The 23061-nt window shown below is 50.7% G+C and carries 22 protein-coding genes; 17 read left to right on the top strand and 5 right to left on the bottom strand.

The annotated features are described in order from the left end of the window. The first annotated feature begins 54 nt into the window (after positions 1–54). The 4 genes from EKK48_21425 (at position 55) to EKK48_21410 (ending at position 4914) form a co-directional block, all read left to right on the top strand. On the top strand, positions 55–1242 hold the full coding sequence (locus EKK48_21425) for a PAS domain-containing hybrid sensor histidine kinase/response regulator (GenBank protein ID RTL38470.1): 1188 nt from the start codon (positions 55–57) through the stop codon (positions 1240–1242). A gap of 41 nt (positions 1243–1283) precedes the next feature. Then, positions 1284–2102 carry a DNA repair protein RecO gene (gene recO / locus EKK48_21420; protein ID RTL38469.1) on the top strand — a complete coding sequence of 273 codons (819 nt, stop codon included), beginning with the start codon at positions 1284–1286 and terminating at the stop codon, positions 2100–2102. Positions 2103–2282: 180 nt separating this feature from the next. Further along, positions 2283–3539: a serine hydroxymethyltransferase gene (locus EKK48_21415; GenBank protein RTL38468.1), complete on the top strand. Its 1257-nt coding sequence runs from the start codon at positions 2283–2285 to the stop codon at positions 3537–3539. 64 nt (positions 3540–3603) lie between these two features. Further along, entirely contained in the window at positions 3604–4914 is a 1311-nt protein-coding gene (locus tag EKK48_21410) for an undecaprenyl/decaprenyl-phosphate alpha-N-acetylglucosaminyl 1-phosphate transferase (protein RTL38467.1), read from the top strand. A gap of 25 nt (positions 4915–4939) precedes the next feature. Here EKK48_21410 and EKK48_21405 read toward each other — a convergent pair whose 3' ends face one another. After that, positions 4940–5239: a hypothetical protein gene (locus tag EKK48_21405; GenBank protein RTL38466.1), complete on the bottom strand. Its 300-nt coding sequence runs from the start codon at positions 5237–5239 to the stop codon at positions 4940–4942. Positions 5240–5340: 101 nt separating this feature from the next. After that, positions 5341–6840, bottom strand: coding sequence for an NAD-dependent malic enzyme (locus tag EKK48_21400; protein ID RTL38465.1), 1500 nt, complete (start codon positions 6838–6840; stop codon positions 5341–5343). Positions 6841–7056: 216 nt separating this feature from the next. Here EKK48_21400 and EKK48_21395 point away from each other — a divergent pair, with 216 nt between their 5' ends. Then, positions 7057–7869 carry a superoxide dismutase gene (locus EKK48_21395; GenBank protein RTL38464.1) on the top strand — a complete coding sequence of 271 codons (813 nt, stop codon included), beginning with the start codon at positions 7057–7059 and terminating at the stop codon, positions 7867–7869. A 93-nt stretch (positions 7870–7962) separates the two neighbouring features. On the opposite strand, the gene EKK48_21390 is transcribed toward EKK48_21395, so the two are convergent. Continuing rightward, positions 7963–9252 carry a hypothetical protein gene (locus tag EKK48_21390; protein ID RTL38463.1) on the bottom strand — a complete coding sequence of 430 codons (1290 nt, stop codon included), beginning with the start codon at positions 9250–9252 and terminating at the stop codon, positions 7963–7965. 104 nt (positions 9253–9356) lie between these two features. On the opposite strand from EKK48_21390, the gene EKK48_21385 reads away from it, so the two are divergent. From EKK48_21385 to EKK48_21335, 11 genes are all read left to right on the top strand, one after another. Then, positions 9357–9794 (top strand): hypothetical protein, encoded by a 438-nt coding sequence (locus EKK48_21385; GenBank protein ID RTL38462.1) that lies wholly within the window; start codon positions 9357–9359, stop codon positions 9792–9794. Between the two features lie 102 nt (positions 9795–9896). After that, positions 9897–11345: a hypothetical protein gene (locus tag EKK48_21380; protein RTL38461.1), complete on the top strand. Its 1449-nt coding sequence runs from the start codon at positions 9897–9899 to the stop codon at positions 11343–11345. A gap of 73 nt (positions 11346–11418) precedes the next feature. Continuing rightward, a complete protein-coding gene (locus EKK48_21375) occupies positions 11419–12603 on the top strand; it encodes a hypothetical protein (protein ID RTL38460.1) in 1185 nt (394 codons plus the stop codon). Between the two features lie 28 nt (positions 12604–12631). After that, positions 12632–13525: a hypothetical protein gene (locus tag EKK48_21370; GenBank protein ID RTL38459.1), complete on the top strand. Its 894-nt coding sequence runs from the start codon at positions 12632–12634 to the stop codon at positions 13523–13525. A gap of 58 nt (positions 13526–13583) precedes the next feature. Then, complete coding sequence (locus EKK48_21365; protein RTL38458.1) at positions 13584–14765, top strand: serine/threonine protein kinase; 1182 nt, start codon at positions 13584–13586, stop codon at positions 14763–14765. Between the two features lie 119 nt (positions 14766–14884). Beyond that, positions 14885–16339, top strand: coding sequence for a hypothetical protein (locus tag EKK48_21360; GenBank protein ID RTL38457.1), 1455 nt, complete (start codon positions 14885–14887; stop codon positions 16337–16339). A 122-nt stretch (positions 16340–16461) separates the two neighbouring features. Then, a complete protein-coding gene (locus tag EKK48_21355; GenBank protein ID RTL38456.1) occupies positions 16462–16842 on the top strand; it encodes an acyl-CoA thioesterase in 381 nt (126 codons plus the stop codon). Between the two features lie 47 nt (positions 16843–16889). Then, positions 16890–17501 carry a hypothetical protein gene (locus EKK48_21350; protein RTL38455.1) on the top strand — a complete coding sequence of 204 codons (612 nt, stop codon included), beginning with the start codon at positions 16890–16892 and terminating at the stop codon, positions 17499–17501. 208 nt (positions 17502–17709) lie between these two features. Next, positions 17710–18237, top strand: a complete 528-nt coding sequence (locus EKK48_21345; protein RTL38454.1) for a hypothetical protein — start codon at positions 17710–17712, stop codon at positions 18235–18237. A gap of 288 nt (positions 18238–18525) precedes the next feature. Then, complete coding sequence (locus tag EKK48_21340; protein ID RTL38453.1) at positions 18526–19473, top strand: hypothetical protein; 948 nt, start codon at positions 18526–18528, stop codon at positions 19471–19473. A gap of 45 nt (positions 19474–19518) precedes the next feature. After that, a complete protein-coding gene (locus EKK48_21335) occupies positions 19519–20067 on the top strand; it encodes an RNA 2'-phosphotransferase (protein ID RTL38452.1) in 549 nt (182 codons plus the stop codon). A 33-nt stretch (positions 20068–20100) separates the two neighbouring features. On the opposite strand, the gene EKK48_21330 is transcribed toward EKK48_21335, so the two are convergent. After that, positions 20101–20598 (bottom strand): hypothetical protein, encoded by a 498-nt coding sequence (locus tag EKK48_21330; GenBank protein RTL38451.1) that lies wholly within the window; start codon positions 20596–20598, stop codon positions 20101–20103. A gap of 115 nt (positions 20599–20713) precedes the next feature. On the opposite strand from EKK48_21330, the gene EKK48_21325 reads away from it, so the two are divergent. Next, on the top strand, positions 20714–21583 hold the full coding sequence (locus tag EKK48_21325) for a LysR family transcriptional regulator (GenBank protein RTL38450.1): 870 nt from the start codon (positions 20714–20716) through the stop codon (positions 21581–21583). Between the two features lie 53 nt (positions 21584–21636). Here the strand turns inward: EKK48_21325 and EKK48_21320 are convergent, their stop codons facing one another. Further along, positions 21637–23028, bottom strand: coding sequence for a S41 family peptidase (locus EKK48_21320; protein RTL38449.1), 1392 nt, complete (start codon positions 23026–23028; stop codon positions 21637–21639). Positions 23029–23061 lie beyond the last annotated feature (33 nt).

Raw genomic sequence — 23061 nt, 5'->3', positions numbered from 1 at the left:
TTCGGGGCGTGTCGATGTTATGCTGACTACAGTCACAATGGGGTCGACAGCCGCGTGCCCGAAGTAAACGAAACGACATTGCAGCTTTCTGCACCTGATAATCAGTTGCGAATTTTAGCCGAAGCGATTCCACAGATGGTCTGGACGTCTGATGCGCGCGGCAATGTACAGTATGCCAACAAGCAGTGGTACGAATACACCGGCTTGAGCTACGACCAGACACGCAATATGCACTGGTTGGTTTGCGTGCATCCCGATGATGCGCAATCAACGCGGGAAGCGTGGCTGAAGGCAGTCGAGACAGGCAATATCTACGAGGTGACGCACCGACTGAAAGGAGCGGATAACTCCTATCGATGGCACCTTTCACGAGCCTTGCCGGTCAAAAACAAAAGGGGCGATCTTGAAAATTGGTTCGGCACAAGCACTGACATAGAAGACCAGCGACAAGCGAGCGAGCGTGTGCAAGCTCTCTTAGAATCGAGCGTGCAGGAGCGCACAGAAGCGCTTGAGATTGCACGTGATGAGGCAATCAGAGCGTCATCGCTCAAATCACAATTTGTCCAGAATATCAGTCATGAAATTCGCACGCCGATGAGCGGAATTCTGGGCATGTCCGAGCTCCTGGCTGAGATGGAGCTGCCCTCTGATGCTAGAGAGATGGCGAATCATATTTTGACCGCAGCCGGCACTCTTATGGAAATTGTCAACGACTTGCTTGATTTCTCAAAGCTCGATGCAAACAAAGTCGCCTTACAGAAGAGTAAATTCAGCCTGTCCGAGTTGATTGAATCTGTTACTCTTTCCATTTCCTGTGCCCTCGGCAAGAAAAATCTCAATTTGATCGTAGACGTTCAAGAAGGTCTCCCCGACTCATTTATGGGCGACGAGAAAAAAATTCGTCAGGTCCTTTTGAACATCCTCAATAATGCCGTCAAGTTCACCGAATCTGGTGACATCAAACTTTCGATTGCAGAACAGGCACGCACGGAGAACTGGTATTCACTGCGCTTTTCCATTGTCGATCAGGGAATCGGCATAGGTGAAGAAACGCTGCCCAAATTATTCGAGCCCTTTGTGCAGGCAGACGGTTCTATCACTCGTCGATATGGCGGCACCGGTCTGGGACTATCAATTTGCCGCAAACTGGTCAATCTGATGAGCGGTGAGATTGGTGTTGAAAGCAAGGTTGGAAGCGGCTCGACTTTCTGGTTTATGATACCTCTGGAAGCGCAGACTTAGGCTTCAGCTCGATACTATGCCGTAGGCTTCAGGTCGATACTATGCCGACTTATACAGTGCACGCAGTCAATGTCGGTTCTTTCGCCCTGGGCGAGACCGATAAAGTGTTGACTATTTTTTCTGCGGAAAAAGGGCTTATCAAAGCCGTGGCGAAAGGCGCGCGCAAGCCTGGCTCGAAGATAGCCGGGCGGGCTGATGTGCTGAACGTTAATAAGCTGCTTCTTGCTACCGGCAAAACCTTCGAAATTATCACCCAGGCGGAAAGCATCGAGACATTTTCCAATGTGAGAAAGGATCTGAACCGTCTTTCTTACTGTCTCTATTACGCTGAATTGACAAGCCATTTCGGGTTAGGAGTAGCTGATGAGAGTGCTTCTTATTTCGATTTCTTATGCGACAGTTTGAGAGCGCAATCAGACTTGAATCTCGATCCTACTTCGCTTTGCTTGATGTTTGAGTTGAAGCTCTTGCAATGGTTGGGCTATCAACCAGAGCTGGATTGTTGTGTTGTATGCCGAGATGCCCTGACTGAATATCGAATCGCTATGTTTCATTTTGAATCGGGCGGCATAGTTTGTGAAAAGTGTACCGCCGACGAGCAGAAAGCCAGGGTAAGTGAGGGCTACAGCAAATCCAGGCAGACATCTTCAGCGTATGTGCGTGAGTCTGTGCACATCACTCCGCTCGTTTGGAAACGACTGATTCTCGCCGCCGGCGAGACAATGCCGACCGATCTCAGTGGCGGAAGTTCGCCCACGATTGCCCGTGCTACAGAAGCCGGCAGGCGAATTATCCAGACCTACATCGAGTACCGCGCTGGCAGGAACATGAAGTCTCTTGAATTGATTGGTAAATTATAAGTCGGCGATCGCACTGCAGAGTTTGCTGCTGTAGTGCTCTAGAAAGGGCTGCTTGGCTCGTTTCCTGAGCCCTGCGCAAAATCTTGTGTTTTCAAGAACTGTAGAACTGCCGCTTGAGAGCGGCTAAAATAGAAGCACGCAGATATATGCATCTGTTCGAATTTTCTGGAGGTGTTCTCAGTGGCCGGTCTGAAAGATAGTGATCCCGAGCTTTACAAGCAAATTGCCCTCGAGTTGGAGCGGCAACAAAACGGCATCGAGCTTATTGCCAGTGAGAATTTCGTCAGTGAGGCGGTGCTGGAAGCGCAGGGTTCGGTTCTGACGAACAAGTATTCTGAGGGGCTGCCGGGCAAACGTTATTATGGTGGCAACGAATTCATCGATGTCGTTGAGCAACTGGCAATCGACCGCATCAAAAAGCTTTTCAATGCTCCCCACGCCAATGTTCAGCCCCACAGCGGCGCTCAAGCGAACATGGCTGTCTTCTTCGCTATGCTCACGCCCGGCGACAAAGTCATGGGTATGGCTCTCGATCACGGCGGTCACTTGACGCATGGATGGCCGGTGGCAATGTCGGGCAAGTGGTTCCAGTCAGCTTTCTACGGCGTCAATCCTGAAACTGGTTTGATTGATTACGACGAGGTCGCCAGGCTCGCTAAAGAATTCAAACCCAAAATGCTCATTTGTGGTGCCAGCAATTATTCACGCGTTATAGACTTTGCCAAATTCAGAGAAATCGCTGACAGTGTCGGTGCTTACTTGATGGCAGATGTGGCTCACATAGCCGGTCTGATTGTAGCCGGTGAGCATCCGAACGCATTTCCACACGCGCACTTCGTCACGACAACCACTCACAAGACCCTGCGCGGCCCACGCGGCGGCGTCACCATGTGTCAGGAAGAGTTTGCATCGGCAATCGATAAGGCAGTCTTCCCGGGCATTCAGGGCGGTCCTCTCGAGCACGTAATTGCAGCTAAGGCTGCCTGCTTCCATGAAGCCATGCAACCGGAGTTCAAGGTCTATCAAAAACAAGTTGTCGCTAATGCACGTGCTCTGGCAGGCGCATTGAAAGAAAACGGTTTGAACATAGTATCGGGCGGCACCGATAATCACTTGATGACAGCTGATCTGCGTCCTTTCAAAATTACGGGCAAGAAAGCATCTTCATTGCTCGATTCCGTGCACATCACGACAAACAAAAACACGATTCCCAACGATCCTGAAAAGCCAATGGTCACAAGTGGTATCAGAATCGGCACACCGGCTGTGACAACACGCGGCATGAAGGAACCGGAGATGGAAAAGATCGCTGCGTGCATTACTGAGAAGTTGGAAAATCCAACTGATGATGCAACTCACCAGAAGGTATTGAAGTCTGTAGGAGAACTTTGTAAGGCGTTCCCACTTTACAAAGAACGGTTGGCCGGCGTCCGATAGCCCCTCATTCCTGGCAGGAATTGTGACCTTGACTCAATCTGAACCGATTGCACCGGAACCGCGGATGAAAACGCGGTCTAATCGGCCGACCCGGATTGTGCAGGTGACAATGGTTGTTGCCGGTATCATCTGGGCATTCACCGCAGCCAATCAGGACTTGAGCAATTGTCAGATTTCCGGTTTCCTGATCGCTCTGGCTATTAGCTGGTGGCTGACTCCGGAGATACGGGCTCGGGCTGTGCAACTCAACCTGGTCGATAAGCCAGGTGAACGGCGCATTCACACAGTACCGACTCCCAGGCTGGGCGGAGTTGCCATCTACATTGCTGTCATGGTTTCTATCCTCTCTCTGATTTTGATCTGTGGGCGCCTGCCGCACACAGCTCGAGGCAGCGAGGGTGGCTTCATTGGTATCGCAGTCGGTGGCACAGTAATTTTCATTCTCGGATTGATGGATGATCTGGGCGGCATCCCCGCCAAGATCAAACTGGTAATTCAGATTCTGGCTGCCTGCGCTGCTTATTCGATGGGTGTGCGCATCAAATCGATTCCCATTCCCGCCTGGATTGCTCAGGGCTTTCAATCAGTGCCTTTGCCCGATCTGATCGACAAGGGTCTGCCGCCATTTCTGCATCTTTCATCGCACTACAATGTGCACGCTCATGTGAATACATACATGATCGAGCTCGGTTTCGCCATCGGCATATTCCTGACCGTTCTCTGGCTTGTCGGCATTGCCAACGCAGTTAATTTGATCGACGGCATGGACGGGCTCGCAGCCGGCGTCTCGGCAATCTCAGCCCTGACTATCTGGAGCGTCTCGCTGGCCGTAGACCGTCCCTACGCAGCTCTTGTGGCAGCGGTACTGGCGGGAGCCTTGCTTGGATTTTTGCGCTGGAATTTCAACCCCGCCCGTATATTCCTGGGCGATTCAGGTGCTTATCTGACCGGGTTTATCCTGGCCGCGCTCTCTATTACGGGCGTGATCAAGGGTGTCACGACGGCGACATTGATCGTGCCTACATTCATGATCGCCTTTCTCATCTTCTTCTTTCCTATTCTCGATACCTCGTGGGCCATCATCAGGCGCGTATCTAAGGGTGTTTCACCTTTTACGCCCGATGCCGGGCACATTCACCACAGGTTGCTTCGACTGCTGAGAAACAACCAGAAGAAGGTCGCCTATCTTATCTATGGCATGACTGCTACCCTGGGTCTGATCGCTGCCTGGGCGGTGGGGCAACAGGTCTATTTCTTGACACTCTGTGCCAGCGTAATATTCATGGCAGTGTTTTTCGCTGAGGTGCTTAACCGCCAGCGGCAGAGAAAACAAATATTACCGGGCGAAGTGCCTCAAGACCCTCCGCCCATGTAAGTTTTTAGATGCCCGTCTCTAGCTGCTACGGGTTATTCCTGTATTGCTGCGCTTGTTGAGAGAGCTGATCGGCGTCTGATTGAGCTTTCTTGCGCTCCAGGTCCTGCATCATGCGCTCCTGCTTCGCTTCCATCTCGCGAATCTCATCTGCGCGTTTGGCTTCCATCTTAGCCTTGGCCATCTCGTCGTAGCGTCGACGCTCAAGCTCGCGCTTGGCACGATCGCGCTCTTTCTGTTCGATTAAGCGCCGCTCGGCCCGATGTTCCTCTTCGCGCTTGTATGCAGCTGCCTCACGAATCTTCCGCTGTTGGTCTACATTAGGCATCTCGTCTGAACCTCCGAAAAGCAGCGCCATTCTCAGCTTATCATTCGCGAACCGGTCGTCAAGTTGTTCGAGACAAGACGACCGTCCGAAAATGTCTCTACTTATTCATACCCAATATCGTCAGGAATACGAGTCTTTTTATATTTTCTTGCCACGCCGGTTTTTTCGGCAGCTTTCACTACCGCTTGTGCGACAAGTTCGACGACCTTTGGATTGAAAACGCCAGGAATAATGTAATCTTCGTTCAGCTCACTGTCAGAGATTACAGAAGCAATTGCATGAGCTGCAGCCAGCTTCATCTCTTCGTTGATGTCGGTGGCATGGCAATCGAGCGCGCCTCTAAAGATACCGGGGAAGCAAAGGACGTTGTTTATCTGGTTTGGATAATCCGAACGCCCTGTAGCCATGATGCGCACGTACGGCGCTGCATCTTCAGGCATCACTTCAGGCGTGGGGTTAGCCATGGCAAAAACGATCGGGTCGCGAGCCATCTTCTTCAGATCGATGGCTTCGATTGGTCCCGGACCGGAAAGTCCCATGAACAGGTCAGCGCCTTCTAGAGCATCTTTGACCGAACCCTGAAAGTTTGTCGGGTTGGTATGCTCGGCAAACCATTGCTTCATGAAATTCATGTCTTTGCGCCCTTTGTAGATGGCGCCAGTGCGGTCAAAACCAATGATGTTTTTGACTCCCGCGTGCATGAGGATCTTCGAGCAGGCGACACCGGCTGCGCCTACGCCTGTAACGATGACCTTCAGATCTTCCATTTTTTTGTTGACGATCTTGAGCGCGTTAATCAGAGCGGCCAGCACTACGACTGCAGTTCCATGCTGATCGTCGTGGAAAACTGGAATATCCAGCTCTTTTTTCAGGCGCTCTTCAATTTCGAAACAGCGCGGTGCGGAAATATCTTCCAGGTTGATGCCACCAAATACGGGGGCAATGTATTTCACTGCTTTGATAATTTCTTCTGTGTCCTTAGTGTCCAGGCAAATTGGAAATGCATCGAGCTTGCCGAACTCTTTGAACAACATGGCTTTGCCTTCCATCACGGGCAGGGCACCGGCAGGTCCGATGTCACCCAGACCTAGAACTGCAGTGCCGTCTGACACCACAGCTACTGTGTTGCGTTTGATTGTCAGCTTGTATACGTTCTCAGGCTCATCGTGGATGGCCATGCAGACCCTGGCTACTCCGGGCGTATATGCCATGGATAGATCATCGCGAGTGGTCAGAGGCACTTTGTTTGTAATGCGAATTTTTCCGCCCAGGTGCATGAGAAAAGTGCGGTCGGAGACGTTTACAACCTGAACGTCGCCGATGCTTTCGATCTGCTTGACCAATTCTTCACCGTGCCGCTCATCACGAACGTTGACTGTGACGTCTCTGATGATGTGGTCCTTCTCGAAGCCGGCGATATCGATTGCTCCAATGTCACCGCCTACTTCACCAATTCTTGACGTGATTTTGCCTAACATCCCCGGAAGATTTTTGATTTTCAAGCGCAGTGTAACGCTGTAGCTCGCGCTTGGTTTACCGAGCTTATTCACTGTTGAGTTCTCCGTAGAATCCTTGCCAGGTGGGGTTTTAGTTGTAGTCATAATCACGCTCAAAGTATGTTAGGGTTTCATTGTCCGAATTGTCGGGCACCTTGCTGTAACTACCCTCGGATAAGGACCACATAAAGATATCGCGTACTGCAGCCAGAGTGTATGCGCTTTAGCCGCAATCGGCATTTTTAATTCGCTTGGCAATTAAACTTTATCTGGGTCGAGATCCCATTTGCGTTGTTGCGTTGTGCTTTATAGGAGTTTTTTATGTCCTCAAAAAAAGAAATCGTAGGCAATTACGAAGTGATCAACGATCGCGAAGTGGTTACCCGTCGCGAAGTTCTGCTCATGGGAGCGATGGCGGCAGGTGGATTGGTTGCTGCTTCGCCTGTGCTCGCGACGCCGGCCAGAGCCGCTGCCGAAGCGACCGGAGCTGCTAAGGCTACGGCTACAGCCGAAACGCCATATGTTGCGCGCGATTTCAGCGGTCTTGTCAGCAAGAAGATGCCCGGTTTGTCGGAGAGCCAGATTTCGCAGCACATCAAGCTTTATCAGGGTTACATAACCAAAGCTAATGAATTGAACAGCAAGCTGAAAGACCCCGATCTAGCCGGTCCCAATGCTACCTATGCGCCTCTGCGCGAGATGCTTGTCGAAGAAAGCTACGCCGTCAATGGTGTCGTCTACCATGAGTACTATTTCGGTAATCTGGGCGGCAAAGGCGGAGAGCCTACAGGCGATCTTAAAGCTGCTCTGGAAGAGCGGTGGGGCAGCATCGGCAAGTTCAACGATTATTTGAAAGCAGCAGGCAAATGCATGCGCGGTTGGGTCGTGATCGGCTACAACACCCGCGGCAATCACCTCAGCGCCTTCGGTCTTGATATGCATAACATGTGGTCTCCCGCCAATCTGGTACCGATTCTGGTGCTGGACGTCTATGAGCATGCTTACATGATCGATTACGGCATCGATCGAGGTAAATATCTGGATGCGTTCATGAGTAATCTGGATTGGGACGTTGTTGCCAAACGCCTGTCTTACTCACACAAGCATCCATCTGGTGTAGATTCGACAGTTTAAAGACTGAGAAAAGGATCGGCTCCGGTCAAACTTAGTGAGTGCCATCAGATTTGGTGGCACTCTTGTTTTAGCGGGCATACTTTTCCCCGACCTTTACTGGGCTTTTGGCTGGTTCTTTTTTACTGAATCGAGCACAAACTTGGGAATCTCTTCCGCCGTTGGCATGTCCATAACTAGATGCCAGGCTGCACTGGGATCGTCCTTACCCAGCTTGAGAATTCTTCTTGTGAGCATGCTGGCTGTTACTTTATTGGCTTTATCGCTTGTATAGAACGGGAATTCTGAGTTCTTGGTAGCGAAGACGTGCAGCTTGAGCGGCTTAGATCCCACCTTCATCGGGTCGCGGGAACCCGCCACCGTGCTCACGGTGTGCGGAGCATCAGGCGTGAGCATCTCTTTTTCTCCAAAGGACGGCAGAACCAGGACCGGCATATCATCAGCTCCAGCCAGGAAAGCATAAACGAAGCATGGTTCTTCGACCCGAAAGGTCATCGTCACCGGATCGCCGAATCGATAGCTCTGGAAAGGCTTTTCCAGAACAACCTGCACCGGCAGCAGAGTCGGTTTCTCGATTGTCCAGGTCTGCACATGCTGACCGTTGACAACGATCGACGTGGCTGCAAAGCTGACGAAGAACATAACGATGAATGCAATCAAGGCTCTGGCGACATTCCAAAAGGCGCTTCGTTCTGCGGTTACGAGGTTCTCTTCCACGCCGAGATCTTTCAGTGCGTCAATCGACAGTGCAAGTCGGATAGATGTTGTCGGCAGGTTCAACCCGGGCAAAGTGGCAGTATCACCGCAATGAAGGGCGACGACCGTCTGACCGTCGAAAATCGGCGACCCTGAATCTCCAGGCGCCAGCGCAAGATCGTGCAAAATATGGAAGCTGTCGTTCTTGCGCAGCGGTCCTAACATGCGCCCTATTTGAGCTAGCGGGTTGGGTGAAGAGGTGAATTGACCGAGGTGCACAGGGTAGCGAACTGCCGACACTTCCTGTTGCGCTGAAACGGTCTTGTTGAACTGCACTGGCAGCGGATTGGCTTCTCGTTCAGGGTAGCGTAGTTCGACATAAAGCAGCGCCGCATCGTAGCGAACCAGCTGGTCAGCCGCTCTTGAAAATTTCGGGTGTACCTTAAGTTCACGTATGGTGTAGCCATTTCCCGATGCTGGGAATTTCGCAATCAGCGCTCCGGGCGTGTTGATGAATCGCTCAATCACATGCGCGCAGGTAATCAGCATTCCAGGACCGGCAAGCCAGGCCTGCCCCAGAACGACGTCTTGATTATTTTCGACAGTAATAATGTGAGCGAGCGAAGGACCGTATCGCTCCGGGTTGTCCGGCAGCCCATGCTGCTTATACTGGGAGAGGGAAGTGGACACGGATAATCTCTTTGGTTTGCTTAGTTTACCGTTATCAGTGCGCTGCTGCCAAAAACTATTCGCCACAGGGAATATAAGAAATTGAAATGTTGGCTGGAGCAGCGATGAGCACCGAACCGAATGTAACGAGTGAGTCACCTGAACCGGAGCGGGCCGTAGGTCTTGCGGTGACTGGTGACAACAAGGTTAAGCAGAAGGTTCAACCCGGTCTGCCCGAGAAGAAGCCGCGCGTAGGGCGTTACTGGTGGATTCCCGTAACTTTCACAGTGCCTTTCGTTGTCATTTACGAGTGGCTGGGCAGTGCAGCCCATTCCAATCTGGCTGCCTGTTTCCGTTCCGGCGTGATTGGTGTAGCTGTTGCGTCCGTCATCTATGGGCTGTGGTTGCTCGACCAGAAGCTCCATAAAGAGCCAAAATCGCCTTTGGGCCCTCTGATAGGGATGCTTGGCATGATGCTATGGCTGGGATGGGTCGTTTCGGCACATGTTATGGTCATTGCTCATGACGACGCCAATTACCGTGCTGAGTCTGAGACCCACTAGGGCTTTCAAAACTTTTTTGTACGCATTGTTGAGGCAAGATGGCGCCCGGCAGAGCAAATACCGTATTATTGGTACGTACTGGCGGGTTTCCTCAGGGCTCTAATGCTTCAAAGCACGACCGAATTACAAGTCATATTGCAGCTGGCTCCGGACTGGGCCCCCATTTATGACAGTGTGGTCGAGGCTAATAAGTCAGACAAAATCACTGCTTTTCAGCTTTTCGAACGCCTCGGTGCGAAGGCTATCTACAAAAAAGCGCTGGCGCTGGGCGACTCACGCAAGCAGCTCATGATTCTTCTGCGTGACCATTACTATCAGCCGGTTCTGTCCAAGATGCTGACCAATAACCAGAACCTGCGGCGCTTTTGGAGCCAGCGCAGGGTGCCGCCCGACTTACAAAAGGGGCAGGCAATTTCAATTGCAGTCGAGCTGTCCCAGAAGATGGACGGCGTCCTGGCCAAGCATATTGCTCAGCGCAGTGAAGACGGTTTCAAAGTTCTCTTGCCGGCATATTTGCAGCGCACTGTGCACAATGCCGTTATCGACCACATCCGAGACGAATGGGAGTGGGAGCATAACACTCTGCAGGATATGAATCTCGACCCAGAGCAGGACGACCCCCGCCAGAACACGGCTGATGATGCTCGATATGCGCCGGAAAACAGGATACTTTCAGGTGAACAGGTCTCTCAGTTGAATCAGCTCAGACAGCAGCTGGAGTCACTTCTGGGCAACAAGAATTATCAACAAGAGCCTCTTATTGTAGTTGACTGCATGTTCGGTTTAGGACTGACAGAGCATTCTACAGTTGGCGTGGAAATGACGATGAGAGAATGCTGCGAGAAATTAAAGCTTCCCGGTGAGACTCAGGCACGAAAGATAGCTCGCTGTCAGGTTCTTCTCGATAAGGGATTGGACATGATTCGCAATGTGGTGCGCGAAAAACTGCCCTCAGTTGCGGAATGCTGGCAATCGGAAATCAACATCAATTCCGCATCACGGCGGGAACTCGGACACCAGCTAGGGTTTACCGAAAGTGAGGTAGACCGACTGATTGCTGCGCGCCAGTATATTGCGCTTCAACAATTGGTGGAAAACGCTATAGTCAAACCAGGCAAGCTCGCAGAGTTGCAGAAACGCGGAGCTGTGGCTGCTTTTGTTCCAGTAGACCTGAATTCAGCCACTACCAGAGATATCATCGACATAGTCGGTGCAGATAAAGAAGTTGCTCAGAAACTGGTTTCAGCTCGCCCATTCGAGCATCTCTCCGAGCTTTTAGAGAAGAGATTGGTCGATAAAACGTTGCTTGAGCGTTTCACAAAGCGTGGCGCTGTGCTGCGCACGGTTGGTCCTGGTAGCGCCCGGACGGATCTGAACAAGGCCGCCATCGAAGAAATTGAGAAGTTCGGCGTGCCGTCTGCTGTAGCTCAGAAACTTCTGCGTGGACGCCCCTTTACTACCTGGGCTGAGCTGGAAGATTTTTTGTGTTGTGATGCCCAGTCGTGGGCGCTTCTAAGGCAAAAGTTTTGTTTAGGTTTAAACACCCACTAATTTTTGGCAATCTTCCGTAGACCAATTTGTGGAAACGGAAGTCGACAAATAAATCAACCCGAGGGGAACGGTAATGCCCAATACAATCAGCCCTGAAGTGACAAGACTGGCCCAGCTTAAGGCTAAGCAGGCAGGCGTCGACATCAGTTGTGAGCTGGCTCGCTCGATTGTCGAAGAGTCAATTATTGAACTGGATCCGGAACTGGATCTGGTTATAAACACTTCTGAGAGTTTTAGTGAAATCGCAGGAATGGCCAAGTTTGTCGGGGCTAATGACATCGTCGTCAACGATCGACACATCGACATCCGCGTGCTTAACGATGCAGGATTCGTCGAGATCAGCAGGGCTCTGATAGGTACTCCATATCTTATTAATGGCAGCCTCGTCGTTTCTCTCGATGGTACTGAGGGCGGTGCGGTGGTAGGTACGATCGCTTCTGCAAGCTGGTCGGCTGCAGAACAACAGAGCAAAGATAGTAAGGTGTCGTTGAAATTCGAGCCCGGTGCCGATTTTGATCTGGGTCGCTCCTTGAGCGAAATCTGCAATAAGCCTGCAGCCTCTATGCCTGGTACTGTTAAGACTTTGCCCAACGAAATCGAGCTTGCCGGGTTCATCGACAACCGCGATAACATCATCGCTGCGCGTCAACGGCAGATTATTATTGCCATCATCAATGAGCCGGCCGTGCGTGCTCGCTTTGAAGAAGTACAGGAGCGTGCAAGAAAGACAGAGCGTGTCATCAGTGACGCCTCAGTTTGGAACGGTCGGGTTGAGAATGTAGTCGAAACAGTTTCACCGAGATTCAGTGGTCTTTCGCCTAAAGAAGTTCGCTCAGTGGTCAGGAAGACCGGGGAAATCTTCGGCGGGCAGCCCGAATCGCCGCAATTTCGCAAGCATATGCTCAATAAATTGACTGTGGAGCAACTTTCAAAAAAGTTTGCTGGACTGCCACTGGCTAAGGTTGCAGAGATTGTCGATCATGTTTTCTCTGGTCAATCAGCTGTTGACTCAGTCAAAAGCATCGTCAGTAATAAAGTGGCTGTCGATATCGCAGCGAAAATCAAGACCCAGCGCAGTCGAGCCGAAGGCTTCGTCGCGGCGACAGCCGACGAGATCGGTATGGCTTTCAATCAGCTTGCCCTGCAACCGGCTTACGCTACTCACAGCTCTGCTGATTCTGGTGTAGAGTCGATCAATGAAGCGCTTCAACTGCTCGAAGCCGCCGAGCTGGCTGAGCAGGCGACAGGTCTGATCTAGCTCAGCTCATGGCTGGTACAATCGCTGAATGACGACTGAAGAACGCAAACTCCTGACTTGCCAGAATTGTAATGAGATAAACGATCCGGGGATGTTGTTTTGCATCCATTGCGGTTCAGGTCTCACCGCTTCTGCTGACAAAGTACGCACCAGCAAAAAAGAGACTGGTGGAAAATGTCCCGCGTGTGGTAAGCAAGATGACCTGAACATGCGATTCTGCATCTTCTGCGCTTCTCCAATGGTGCTGGAAGAAACACCTGGTCGCAGAGCGGATAAGTTTAGTTGGGAAATGGAACTGGCAGACAATGGTCAGCCAGGGAAACCAGCGAAAGTCACCAATGCGGCCCTGAAGTTCAAAGACGCCGTTCAGAAGAGTCCGACAAAAAAGGCCGTCAATTACCTGCCTTTTGGTTTTGCTGCCGGCGCAATTCTTGGACTCGTAGCTTTAACTGGGCCGGCTCAAGACTATGTCAAACGAACTTATCTTTCTGGGGCGTGGCCCAAAAAGAGCCTGACTGTATATACCAAGCATCCCTTCGCTCAAGTCACTGTTTACCAGCCTTCCGATGCAAAGGCATTTACCATGGCTGAAACTGACGCTAATGGTGCGGTGCGTTTTATCAATCTCGAGGCTGGTGACTACAACATGAAGATCACAGGGAATGGCTTGCGTACAGCTTTTCAGCAAGTGACGGTGGAGGACGAGCGCCCGACCGTTATAGGCTACGGTGACGATAAACTCGTTGAGCTTCAGCGCGACCCAAATGCGCAACCTGAAGAGGTCCCCAAACCCGAAGCATCGAATACAACCACTGCGGCACCTGTTACTCACACAGAACGTCCCGCTACAGAGATAGCACCAGGAAACCCGGAATCCAAGGCAACAGACGAACCAGGCGCTAACCCGCCGGCTGCCCAGTAGCGGCGTCGTCTGTTACAAGACTCTTCAATTCCCCAAAAGATTCGGTACTATAGACCCCATGGTCCAAGACGCAACCAGAATGACGATATGTACCGAGTGCGGGCGTAAGTTGCCTGCCGGCGCCAAATTTTGTGGCTACGACGGCACTCGCCTGAATCCAAATATCGGCACCACTGACCTGCCTGGTGGCTCTCAACTGCCTAAATATTGTCCAGCCTGCAAGAAGACGTATCCGTTGCAGGCGATGTTCTGCCCTGTCGACGCGGCGCGTCTGGCGACCGTCACTATGACTTCTACGAATTCAGGCGACAGCCGTCACTGGGAGGAAGTGGCTATCGCCGCCAACCGTCCTGACTTGAGCTTGCAAACGAATCTGGTTGGAAAAACTATCGACTATAAATACCAGGTCGAATCCGTTCTTGGCGAAGGCGGCATGGCCGTCGTCTATAAGTGCTTTCACAAGCAGATGGAGCGACCGGTAGTAATCAAAGTTATGCAGGGTTGGCTGCTCTCCAGCAAAAACTCCCTTGAGCGATTTGAACGAGAGTACAAAATCACAGCGAAGTTGAATCATCCGAACATAGTGTCGATCTACGATGTCGGCTTTCTTAACGGCAATGAACCTTACATTGTTATGGAATATATCAAGGGCGAAGCGCTGGCAGATCGTATTGCTCGTTCTGGTGATTTGCCACTAGCCACGGTGGCGAATATTGCCGTTCAGATCTGTCGAGGACTGCAGGAAGCTCATTCTCAGAATGTTATTCACCGTGACTTGAAGCCGGACAACATTCTCTTACAGGAAAAATCCGATCGTCCTGACTGGGTGAAAATAGTCGATTTCGGCATCTCCCATTTCGCTGCCGGGGAAGCTAAACGGCTTACCAAGACCGGCAGAATGGTCGGTACGCCTGAATACATTTCACCGGAGCAACTGCGCGATCAGCCGATTGATGCTCGCACCGATTTGTATTCGCTCGGAATTATTCTCTATGAAATGATTGCCGGCACCGTGCCGTTCACAGCTGAAACTGCCGAAGCAGTGTTGATGAAGCACTTGCTATCAGACGTTCCGAGTTTGACGGAGCATCGCGATGACGTTACAGACGACTCGCCTTTTGGATTGATTGTGCATAAGTTGCTGCAGAAAAATCCTGATGAGCGATATGACAGCGCCACAGAAGTGCGATTGGATATTGAGAATGCGCTCAATCAGTTGATGTTGAACCGCGGCGCCTGAACCGCGCGCTTGCGCATCGCACAAATGAATCTTTGGCTTGTGGTCACCACTTGCTCACACCGCATTTGTAATCTCTAATCACAAGCCTTTACTAACATTCAAGACCAAGGAGTTTCCCCATGGCTGTATTTCGCATGCAGGATAATTCGGAAAGCTTTCGCGCCTTTAGTACTGAAATCTTTGCCAGGTCAGAGTGTTGGAATGTCGACATGACTAATCCAGCCGATTCTCGAACTGCAAACAATTCTGGCGCAGCTCTTCCTATAGAGTTTGGATGTCATCTTGAATTTTATGACTCTTCCAAAGATCACTCCGTAGCGGGGCAAATCGACATAGATATGAAGTTGCAGATGAGGATGATGACACAAATGGCTGTCATGCAGCTAGGGCAAGCCATGATAAATCGGAGCGTCGCAGAGTGGGCTAACCAATCAGGCTCTGGAAATGGTGATGGTTTGAATGTCGGAAACATTTGGGATGGACACGGATCGCACCATTGCGATCATGACCGTCACGAATCACGAGGCGGTGATGCAAAGTCTGGTTCGGACAGCGGAACCAAATCCGGATCGGATAACGGCACCAAATCCGGATCGGACAGTGGTACGAAGTCCGGAACAGAGAGTGGCACGAAGTCCGGATCGGATAGTGGCACGAAGTCTGGATCAGACAGTGGCACGAAGTCCGGAGCGGATAGTGGTACTAAATCCGGATCAGACGGTCAACACGAATCCGACAATGCGCCGAAATATGCCGACACTCCAGTTAAGCGAGGTCGCACAGTTTATCGCACAGACTTCAACGGCAGTAAGGGTGAGCATCCAGACGGCGATGTTTTTGACACCCAGCACATAGGTCCTACCGGATTGACACGCCAGAGAGGCGAAAGCATTCACGAGAACGCAATCATCAGTGATAACAATTCAGTCATGGACGGTGAAGGACATTTGCAGCTTTTCGCTCAGAAACAGAAGACTTATGATCCCGTAGCGAAGGAATATGTCGACTACACGAAGGGCTCATTTAACACAGGTAAAGACAAGGCTGACCACGAGAAAGGCTTGACCTTCAATCTGAAAGATTATCCAAACGGGCTGGTCATCGAAACACGTGCAATGCATCCGAAAAATGCCGGCACCAAATTCGATGCGCTGTGGATTATGACGAAAGATTGGGCTGCTGACCCAGCTAAAGGACAGAAGAGAAAAGACACCATTGAATACGATGCCGCTGAGGGCGGTGGTGCAGGTATAACAGTTCACTATCCTGAGAAGGACGCCAGCGGCAAGTCCGTAGATCACTTTGGCGGTAGCGCTCACATGGATCTTCAGGACGGCAAGTACCACACTTATACTGTGGCAATCAGCCATAATGGTGACGTGGTCGAGTATGTCGACGGCAAAGAAGCATTCGCAAAGAAAGCAGTGTTCCCTACCGATAAAGAGCTGCACCTGCGAGCCAGTCTCGAAGTCAGTCCAAAATGGACGAAAAAGACCTACACCGGCAATGGTGGCATGAATAGCGACGGCGCCGGTTACATAGATTACCTGGATGTATCAGAGATGAAGCCTTGAGGCATTTGGTGCAGCATTAGGCATCGCCTGTAGATTTTTCAGTCTTGCAACTCTCTTAACAAGGGTGGACCTTTGTATAGTCAAGATGCCAGATTAGCATCGGACATCCTGGAGGGTTCAAGGTGAGTGAAAGTTTGCAGCGCGATCCTGCAATTCGCGTGGTTTTGCTGCCTCGCGACACTAATAAACACGGTACGATTTTTGGTGGAATTATCCTGAGCTATATCGACCTTGCCGGCGCCGCCGAGGTCCAGAAGAGCACAAGACAGCGCATTGTCACGGTTGCCATCAAGGAGGTCGTCTTCAAGGCTCCAGTGCTTGTTGGTGAGGTTGTGAGCTTCTATACACACACTACGAGAATCGGAAACACATCGATTTCCGTGCATGTCGACGTGGAAGTACAGCGCGGTCAAGAGCGTATCGCAGTCACATCGGCCGATATGACATTTGTCTGCGTTGATGAGCATGGACACCCGACTCAGGTGATACGTATCGCGTCCTGACGGTTTATGATAGAGCCTGAAGTTGGCTCCCTCATGGCGGACTCGATATGACAACGCAAGAACAGTCGGCTGCGGCTGGCACCGAGGAAAATAAACCGGTGCAAGAGCGCATTCGTTTGTACCTGGGAACGGGTAATGGCAAGTCTACTGCGACCTTCGGAGTGTTGTTGAGGGCTCTGAGTACCGGCAAAAACGTCTCACTTGTCTTCTTTGACAAACTGGAAGGCAATTCGAGCGAAGGTAAGGCTCTAAAGATCCTTTCCAACGTGAAAGAGGATGGCTTCGGCAAGCTGACGGTTCACTACACCGGTGTGAATCGCATCGGAACCGGCCCTAAGGGTAGTTTCAGGCTGTATAGCTCACCAAACGGCATTCTTCCAGAGGACAGGGAAGCGGCGTTGGAGGGGCTCAATTACATCAGTGAGGCCCTGAAGCGAAAGGACGACATCGTTATCGGTGACGAAGTCTTAGACGTAGCGCGGGTAGGTCTCGTAAGTTGGGATGATTTCAAAGCGGCGATTGAATATCGAACCGACCCCACTGTTCTGTTACTGACGGGCAGAAGAGCACCCGATTGGTTAATGGAGCAGGCTACCACCATATCCAGTACCACTCAACTTAAGCATCATGGCCGCGCTATCCAGGGCATGGATTGCTAATCGGCTTGCCAAGTGGTGCAAGGAGTCGCCAATCCAATCGAATCGACCATTCGCTCGCCCGAGAAATCAAATTCTCCGTGCACGTTGAAATGCCGCCATGTTGCTATCGAGCCGTGGCGCAGTTCGTGGTTACCTCACAGCCGCCTCGAAATCTTATGAGAGCTTTTGTACCTTTGTTTAAAAACACCTCTATACTGGGGATCAGAGCATGAGACCGACTCCAGTGTCCGACAATCCACAGCCTCAAAATGAGAAAGCCACTAATCTCAACTACGATGCTTCTTATCATCTGCACTGTCGGCTGCAGATAGCGTCGGGCATGGCGATCACCTTAACCAGTATTCATCAGTCCATGACTTACTCGGGCTGGCTGGAAGGCGTGCCATCCACAGAATGGAACGATCAAATCATCGAGGAGACACTTGCCAGAGCTGCTCGACAGCACTGTTTTCATGGTGGCAGCCCCTATTTGATAGCCCCCGAAAGGCGAGACTTTCTTCGCCGGCCTGGCGACATGAATGACTCATGTCCATCCCGGCCTGCAGAATGGTTGCCTCTGGTCTCCTGCATCGCCAGTTTCAAATCCGTCTTCCCGGCCAGGAGTAAAACAAAGGACCTGTCGTACGCAACTGTGGTCTGGTTTCAAGGAGAATACTGTTTCCCGATCGACGAGACTGTTTTGAAGAAACTGCAAGAGATTGACTGGGACGGCATTGCCGCTGATGTGGAGATATGACAAAGGATTCCAACTACCGAGAGAAGCTGAGCTGTCGTTGAAACACTTCGACAATCAGCGATTCCAACAAAATGACTTGTACCTTTGTTTAAAAACACCCAATAGTCTACTGTCAACTTACTTTTTTTCCGTCTGAAGCGCCATTTGGTCAATCATTACGGAAAAGTGAAATTACTCTAGCCAAGTGATGTGATTCTTGGCAACCGGATCGTGTAGTAGTCAACGTATAATTCTCTTGAAGTAGAGATATCTATATATTCACCACGGCTACACTTTAGTAAAAGAACAATGACTCAACAACCACTTCCGGCTCCCGCAGTTCAGTACGGCACCGCCCAATATGGCACTGTCGCACAACCGTCGGACTACAAATCGACTCTGGCAAAAGCTAAGCGCGGTGTAGCGTTTCAGGGAAACGTAGGATCGTTCAGTCATCGCGCCGCTCAACATTTTGCTCAGGAGTTGTTTGGCGAAAGTGAAACTACTCTTGTCGCATGCAGAAGCTTCGACGAAGTTTTCGAAACAATTCATACAAGCAAAGATTTCTATGGAGCAATTCCCCTGGAAAACACTTCCATGGGCTCAATTGATGCCAACTATGATTTGCTCTGGTCTCGTTCAGCAGTGATTACAGCCGAAGTTTTTGTGCCTGTTCAACACAATTTGATTTCAATACCAAATGCGGTATTAGAAGATATACGAGAAGTATATTCGCATCCGGCAGCGCTCGATCAATGCCGTAAGCTTTTTCAACGTTATCCAAACATGCGCCCTGTTCCCCACTGGGATACAAGCGCATCTGCGAAACTTGTGAAAGAGCGTCAAGATCCTAAGATCGCGGCTATTGCCAGCGGCAAGGCGTGTGAAGCTAATGGACTGGCTGTCGTGCTTCCAAATATTGAAGACTATGCCCATAATGCCACGCGTTTTGGCTTGATCACACAAGCTGAATACGCCGCCAAACATGTGCCGACGCCTTACAAAGTTTCAGTAGCCCTGGCCTTGCCGAACGAACCGGGTTCGCTCGCGGCAGTGCTGACAAATTTCGCCCGTTGCGGTGTTAATTTGACGACCTGCAAGTCTCGGCCGATTCCAGAACTGCCGTGGCATTATCGATTTTTCGTAGATATCGAAGTCGCCAATGAGGAGCAGCATAAGCTTATTTATGCCTACCGAAAAGAGTTTCAGTATGATGTGAGACTGCTCGGTCTTTATCCGGTGGGTAAACTTCTCTAGTCTCTTCACGAGTGGATTTCAGGCAGTTGATTGTGAAGCACCATCATGACCTGGGATGACATTCGAGTCAGTAAGTTTCTTGCGCTCGTTCTGCGCCACAAACCAGAAGAAATCGGACTTCACCTGGACGCACATGGCTGGGCTCAGGTAGACGAGCTGCTTCAAGCCGTTTCGCGAAAAGGTTGTCCCCTCGACTTCAGCCGGCTCAACTCAATCGTCAAGAACAATGACAAAAAGAGATTTCAGTTCAACGACGATCGCTCAAAGATTCGTGCAGCCCAGGGGCACTCTACTGATATCGATCTAAATCTTAAACCAGCGCAGCCCCCTGATCTTCTCTACCACGGCACAGCCACCCGTTTTGTGGATTCCATCAAGCAACTCGGATTGCAAAAGCAGAAGAGACACCACGTGCATCTGTCCGCTCGAATAGAGACGGCTATCGAAGTAGGGAAGCGCTATGGAAAACCGTTAGTTCTCAATGTGAATAGCCGTCAGATGGCTGCTGACGGCTATCAGTTTTTCCTGAGCGACAACAGTGTCTGGCTCACAGACCATGTACCGGTTCAGTACATAGAATTTCCAGAGAGCTGATGGTTCATTTGCCGCTCTGATTTCTTGCACCGATCAACTTACGAGAGCGGCAAGCGCGAGATCTAGGACCTCCGGCCATGTTCTTACCATATTCACTTTAGGCAGGAAATGTTGATACCGGCGCACCTCTTTCGCATCAGCATTGATCAGGAAAAGATGCTCAACATTAACCAGGTATGAAAGCACTTCCAATCGGTCGTCGATGAAGTGGGTCACCCCTATCTCATCGCATATACCAGCTTTTTCTGCTCTCTGACGGCAAAACCGAACGCGATTTCTATCGACATTAGTCAGGTCGTAGAAATTGTGATGTTCGAGCCAATCCAGAGTTTTCTTCTCCGTCGAGGCACCACATTTTGACACCAGATAGACATCAAAGTCAGCCTCTCTCAGTTTCTTGATCGATTCGAAAGCTTGCGGCACTTGAGTTGTGAGCAAATAGTTCGGCCCGAAAAACGATGTATCAGTTCCATCGTTTTCTCGACCAATCAGGACACCTCCTATATCCACTCCGAATTTGCGGTTAACCATAGTTCCTCCTTAGCCAGCTTCCTGACTGTGTTTTAAATTGATTTGTTGATCTCACAATAGGGCACAAAGCTATAAGACGGAACTATTTGATTTAGATAAGCTATATTTTCAGGTTATGACTAAAACACCAACTCTGGACTCCTTGCGTTCGTTTGCCGTCTTCGCCGACAAATTGAATTTCACGCATGCTGCGGAAGCGCTGCACATCTCACAGCCGGCCCTGCACGTCAAAATAAGTGAGCTGGGTGAAACATTGGGTGTACCTCTCTACATTCGTTCCGGTCGAGGTCTCGAACTGACCGAGCATGGCAAAAAGGTGGCCCGCTTCGGTCGAGAAATCGAGGACCGCCTGGATGTCTTCATGCAGGAATTGAGCGGCGAGAAAGTGATGCGACCTATTGTTCTTGCTGCCGGGGAGGGGACCTATCAATACTTGCTAGCTGATGCGATTCAAGAATTCACGCGTAGAGGACGGGACCGGCTCAAACTGTTGACGGCAGACCGGGAGGGAATAATCGAAGCGATCGGCTCAGGTCGAGCAGATCTGGGCGTTGCACCGTTAGAAACCACACCGCATGGCTTCACTGCTGTGCCTCTCAAGAAGGTTACTCAGGTTCTGGTGATGCCTCGCGATCATTACCTGGCTAAGAAAAAATCGATTAAACTCGCTGATCTGTCTGGCGAAAAGCTTATTGTGCCGCCATCAAATCGTCCTCATCGCCAGATGCTTTCGATGGCGCTGCAATCGGCTGGAGTGGAATGGGAAGTGGCTGTTGAAGCACAGGGCTGGGAGCTCATGCTTCGATTTGTGCAATTGAAACTTGGGCTGGCTGTGGTTCATTCGTCATGCACTATTCCACGAACACTGGTGACACGACCAATTCCTTCCCTGCCGAATATTCACTATCACTTGCTTCATTTGATTGGAACAGACAGCCGTTCTGACATCGCAAGGCTGAAGTCGATCGTTCTGACAATGCAATAAACGAAGGGTGGCTTTCGCCACCCCTCATCGCTTCCTGTTTGCTTGTGCGGTCTTCAGTTCTTCGCGGTTTCGCCAGCCTGGGCTGTCTGTTTCCCTGAAGTTTTAGCAATCGTGTCTTTTATTACTTCGACTGCCTTGTTCAACTGAATGTCCTTATTATCAGTAGGTGCTTTCTTGAAGTTGGAGTAACTCAAGTCGATCCACCATGGACCTCTACCTGTGGTGTAGTCCTTGTCTTCAAGTTTTACCAGATAGTCCGGAGTGATACCTTGCTTGTGGATATCAGTGTCGTTTGGAGTCAGGTATCGAGCAATCGTCACGTTGATGCCTGAGCCATCTTCGAGTTTGTTGATCGCTTGAACCAGACCCTTTCCGAATGATTTTTGACCAACGAGCTTGGCTCGTCCGTTGTCGCGCAATGCACCACTGAGAATTTCACTGGCACTGGCGCTGCCACCATTGATCAAGACGATCATTGGCTGGTGCGTAATCGGGCTGCTGGAAGACATCTGCGAAGTCTTGTAGCCATCAGCATCGATAGTGCTAACGATGATGCCCTTGTCGAGGAACATGTTGGCAATTTCGATGGCGTTGGCGAGAAGTCCGCCCGGATTGTTTCTCAGGTCGAGAATAATGCCGTCTGCTCCCGACAGTTTCTTCAATGCGGACTTCATCTCGGCGTTTGCCTTGGATGATATGAAGCTGTCCAATCTGATATAGCCGATGTTTCCAGGCAGCAACTCACTGGTTGCGACAGCACGAATTGGAATTTCTGCTCGTTCGAGAATTACAGACTTCTTCTCAGCCTTGCGCATCAACGTAATGTTGACCTTTGTCTTGATCGGTCCACGTATCTGCTTAACGACGGTGTCGAGCGATTGACCTTTAACAGGCTTTTTGTCGACTTCGGTAATTTCGTCACCCGGTTGCACCCCGGCTCTGAAGGCAGGTGTGTCCTCGATAGGCGCGATTACTACAACCTTGTGCTCTTTGTTCATGCCCAGCTGCATACCGACACCGAAGAGGTGGGCGTCGATTTGCGACTTCTCGTCGTCGAAGGCGTCGCGGTCGAGAAACCGGGTGTATGGGTCCCCAAGGCTGGCGAGCATTGTTTCGATGGCCTTGTGCGCATCGTCTGACGTTTTCAGCTTGCCGTCATAGTGGTGCTCCCAGCGGTTCCAGTCCTGAGCGCCGTCTTTGTTGTTCTTTTCGCCGAATTTCTGGTCGTAATAGGAGTCTTTAATGAGTTTCCAGGCTTTCTGGTAAAGCACTTGAGGCACGACCGTAGAACGGGTCGACTGAGCTAGCACAACGCCATCCAGGTTCATCACCTGCGGCTGATTTGGGCTCTTCTCCCCTTTGACCATCAAGCTCTGCAGCCCAAAAAACAGCATGCAGGACAGGAGCGGAATACCGATTCTCGCTACTCTTTTGCGTTCCAACAAAATGCCTACCTCTTTCTTGTCTTCTATTCAAAT

The organism is Candidatus Melainabacteria bacterium, assembly GCA_003963305.1.
Classification (GTDB): domain Bacteria; phylum Cyanobacteriota; class Vampirovibrionia; order Obscuribacterales; family Obscuribacteraceae; genus PALSA-1081.
Note: the sequence above shows the minus strand (reverse complement) of the source record. Positions and strands in the feature narration are given on the sequence as shown.

Coding starts and splice junctions, on each gene's coding strand:
- recO (RTL38469.1), top strand. CDS start 1,284: ATGCCGACTTATACAGTGCACGCAGTCAATGTCGGTTCTTTCGCCCTG.
- EKK48_21410 (RTL38467.1), top strand. CDS start 3,604: ATGAAAACGCGGTCTAATCGGCCGACCCGGATTGTGCAGGTGACAATG.
- EKK48_21405 (RTL38466.1), bottom strand. CDS start 5,239: ATGCCTAATGTAGACCAACAGCGGAAGATTCGTGAGGCAGCTGCATAC.
- EKK48_21400 (RTL38465.1), bottom strand. CDS start 6,840: ATGACTACAACTAAAACCCCACCTGGCAAGGATTCTACGGAGAACTCA.
- EKK48_21395 (RTL38464.1), top strand. CDS start 7,057: ATGTCCTCAAAAAAAGAAATCGTAGGCAATTACGAAGTGATCAACGAT.
- EKK48_21385 (RTL38462.1), top strand. CDS start 9,357: ATGAGCACCGAACCGAATGTAACGAGTGAGTCACCTGAACCGGAGCGG.
- EKK48_21380 (RTL38461.1), top strand. CDS start 9,897: ATGCTTCAAAGCACGACCGAATTACAAGTCATATTGCAGCTGGCTCCG.
- EKK48_21375 (RTL38460.1), top strand. CDS start 11,419: ATGCCCAATACAATCAGCCCTGAAGTGACAAGACTGGCCCAGCTTAAG.
- EKK48_21370 (RTL38459.1), top strand. CDS start 12,632: ATGACGACTGAAGAACGCAAACTCCTGACTTGCCAGAATTGTAATGAG.
- EKK48_21365 (RTL38458.1), top strand. CDS start 13,584: ATGGTCCAAGACGCAACCAGAATGACGATATGTACCGAGTGCGGGCGT.
- EKK48_21360 (RTL38457.1), top strand. CDS start 14,885: ATGGCTGTATTTCGCATGCAGGATAATTCGGAAAGCTTTCGCGCCTTT.
- EKK48_21350 (RTL38455.1), top strand. CDS start 16,890: ATGACAACGCAAGAACAGTCGGCTGCGGCTGGCACCGAGGAAAATAAA.
- EKK48_21345 (RTL38454.1), top strand. CDS start 17,710: ATGAGACCGACTCCAGTGTCCGACAATCCACAGCCTCAAAATGAGAAA.
- EKK48_21340 (RTL38453.1), top strand. CDS start 18,526: ATGACTCAACAACCACTTCCGGCTCCCGCAGTTCAGTACGGCACCGCC.
- EKK48_21335 (RTL38452.1), top strand. CDS start 19,519: ATGACCTGGGATGACATTCGAGTCAGTAAGTTTCTTGCGCTCGTTCTG.
- EKK48_21330 (RTL38451.1), bottom strand. CDS start 20,598: ATGGTTAACCGCAAATTCGGAGTGGATATAGGAGGTGTCCTGATTGGT.
- EKK48_21325 (RTL38450.1), top strand. CDS start 20,714: ATGACTAAAACACCAACTCTGGACTCCTTGCGTTCGTTTGCCGTCTTC.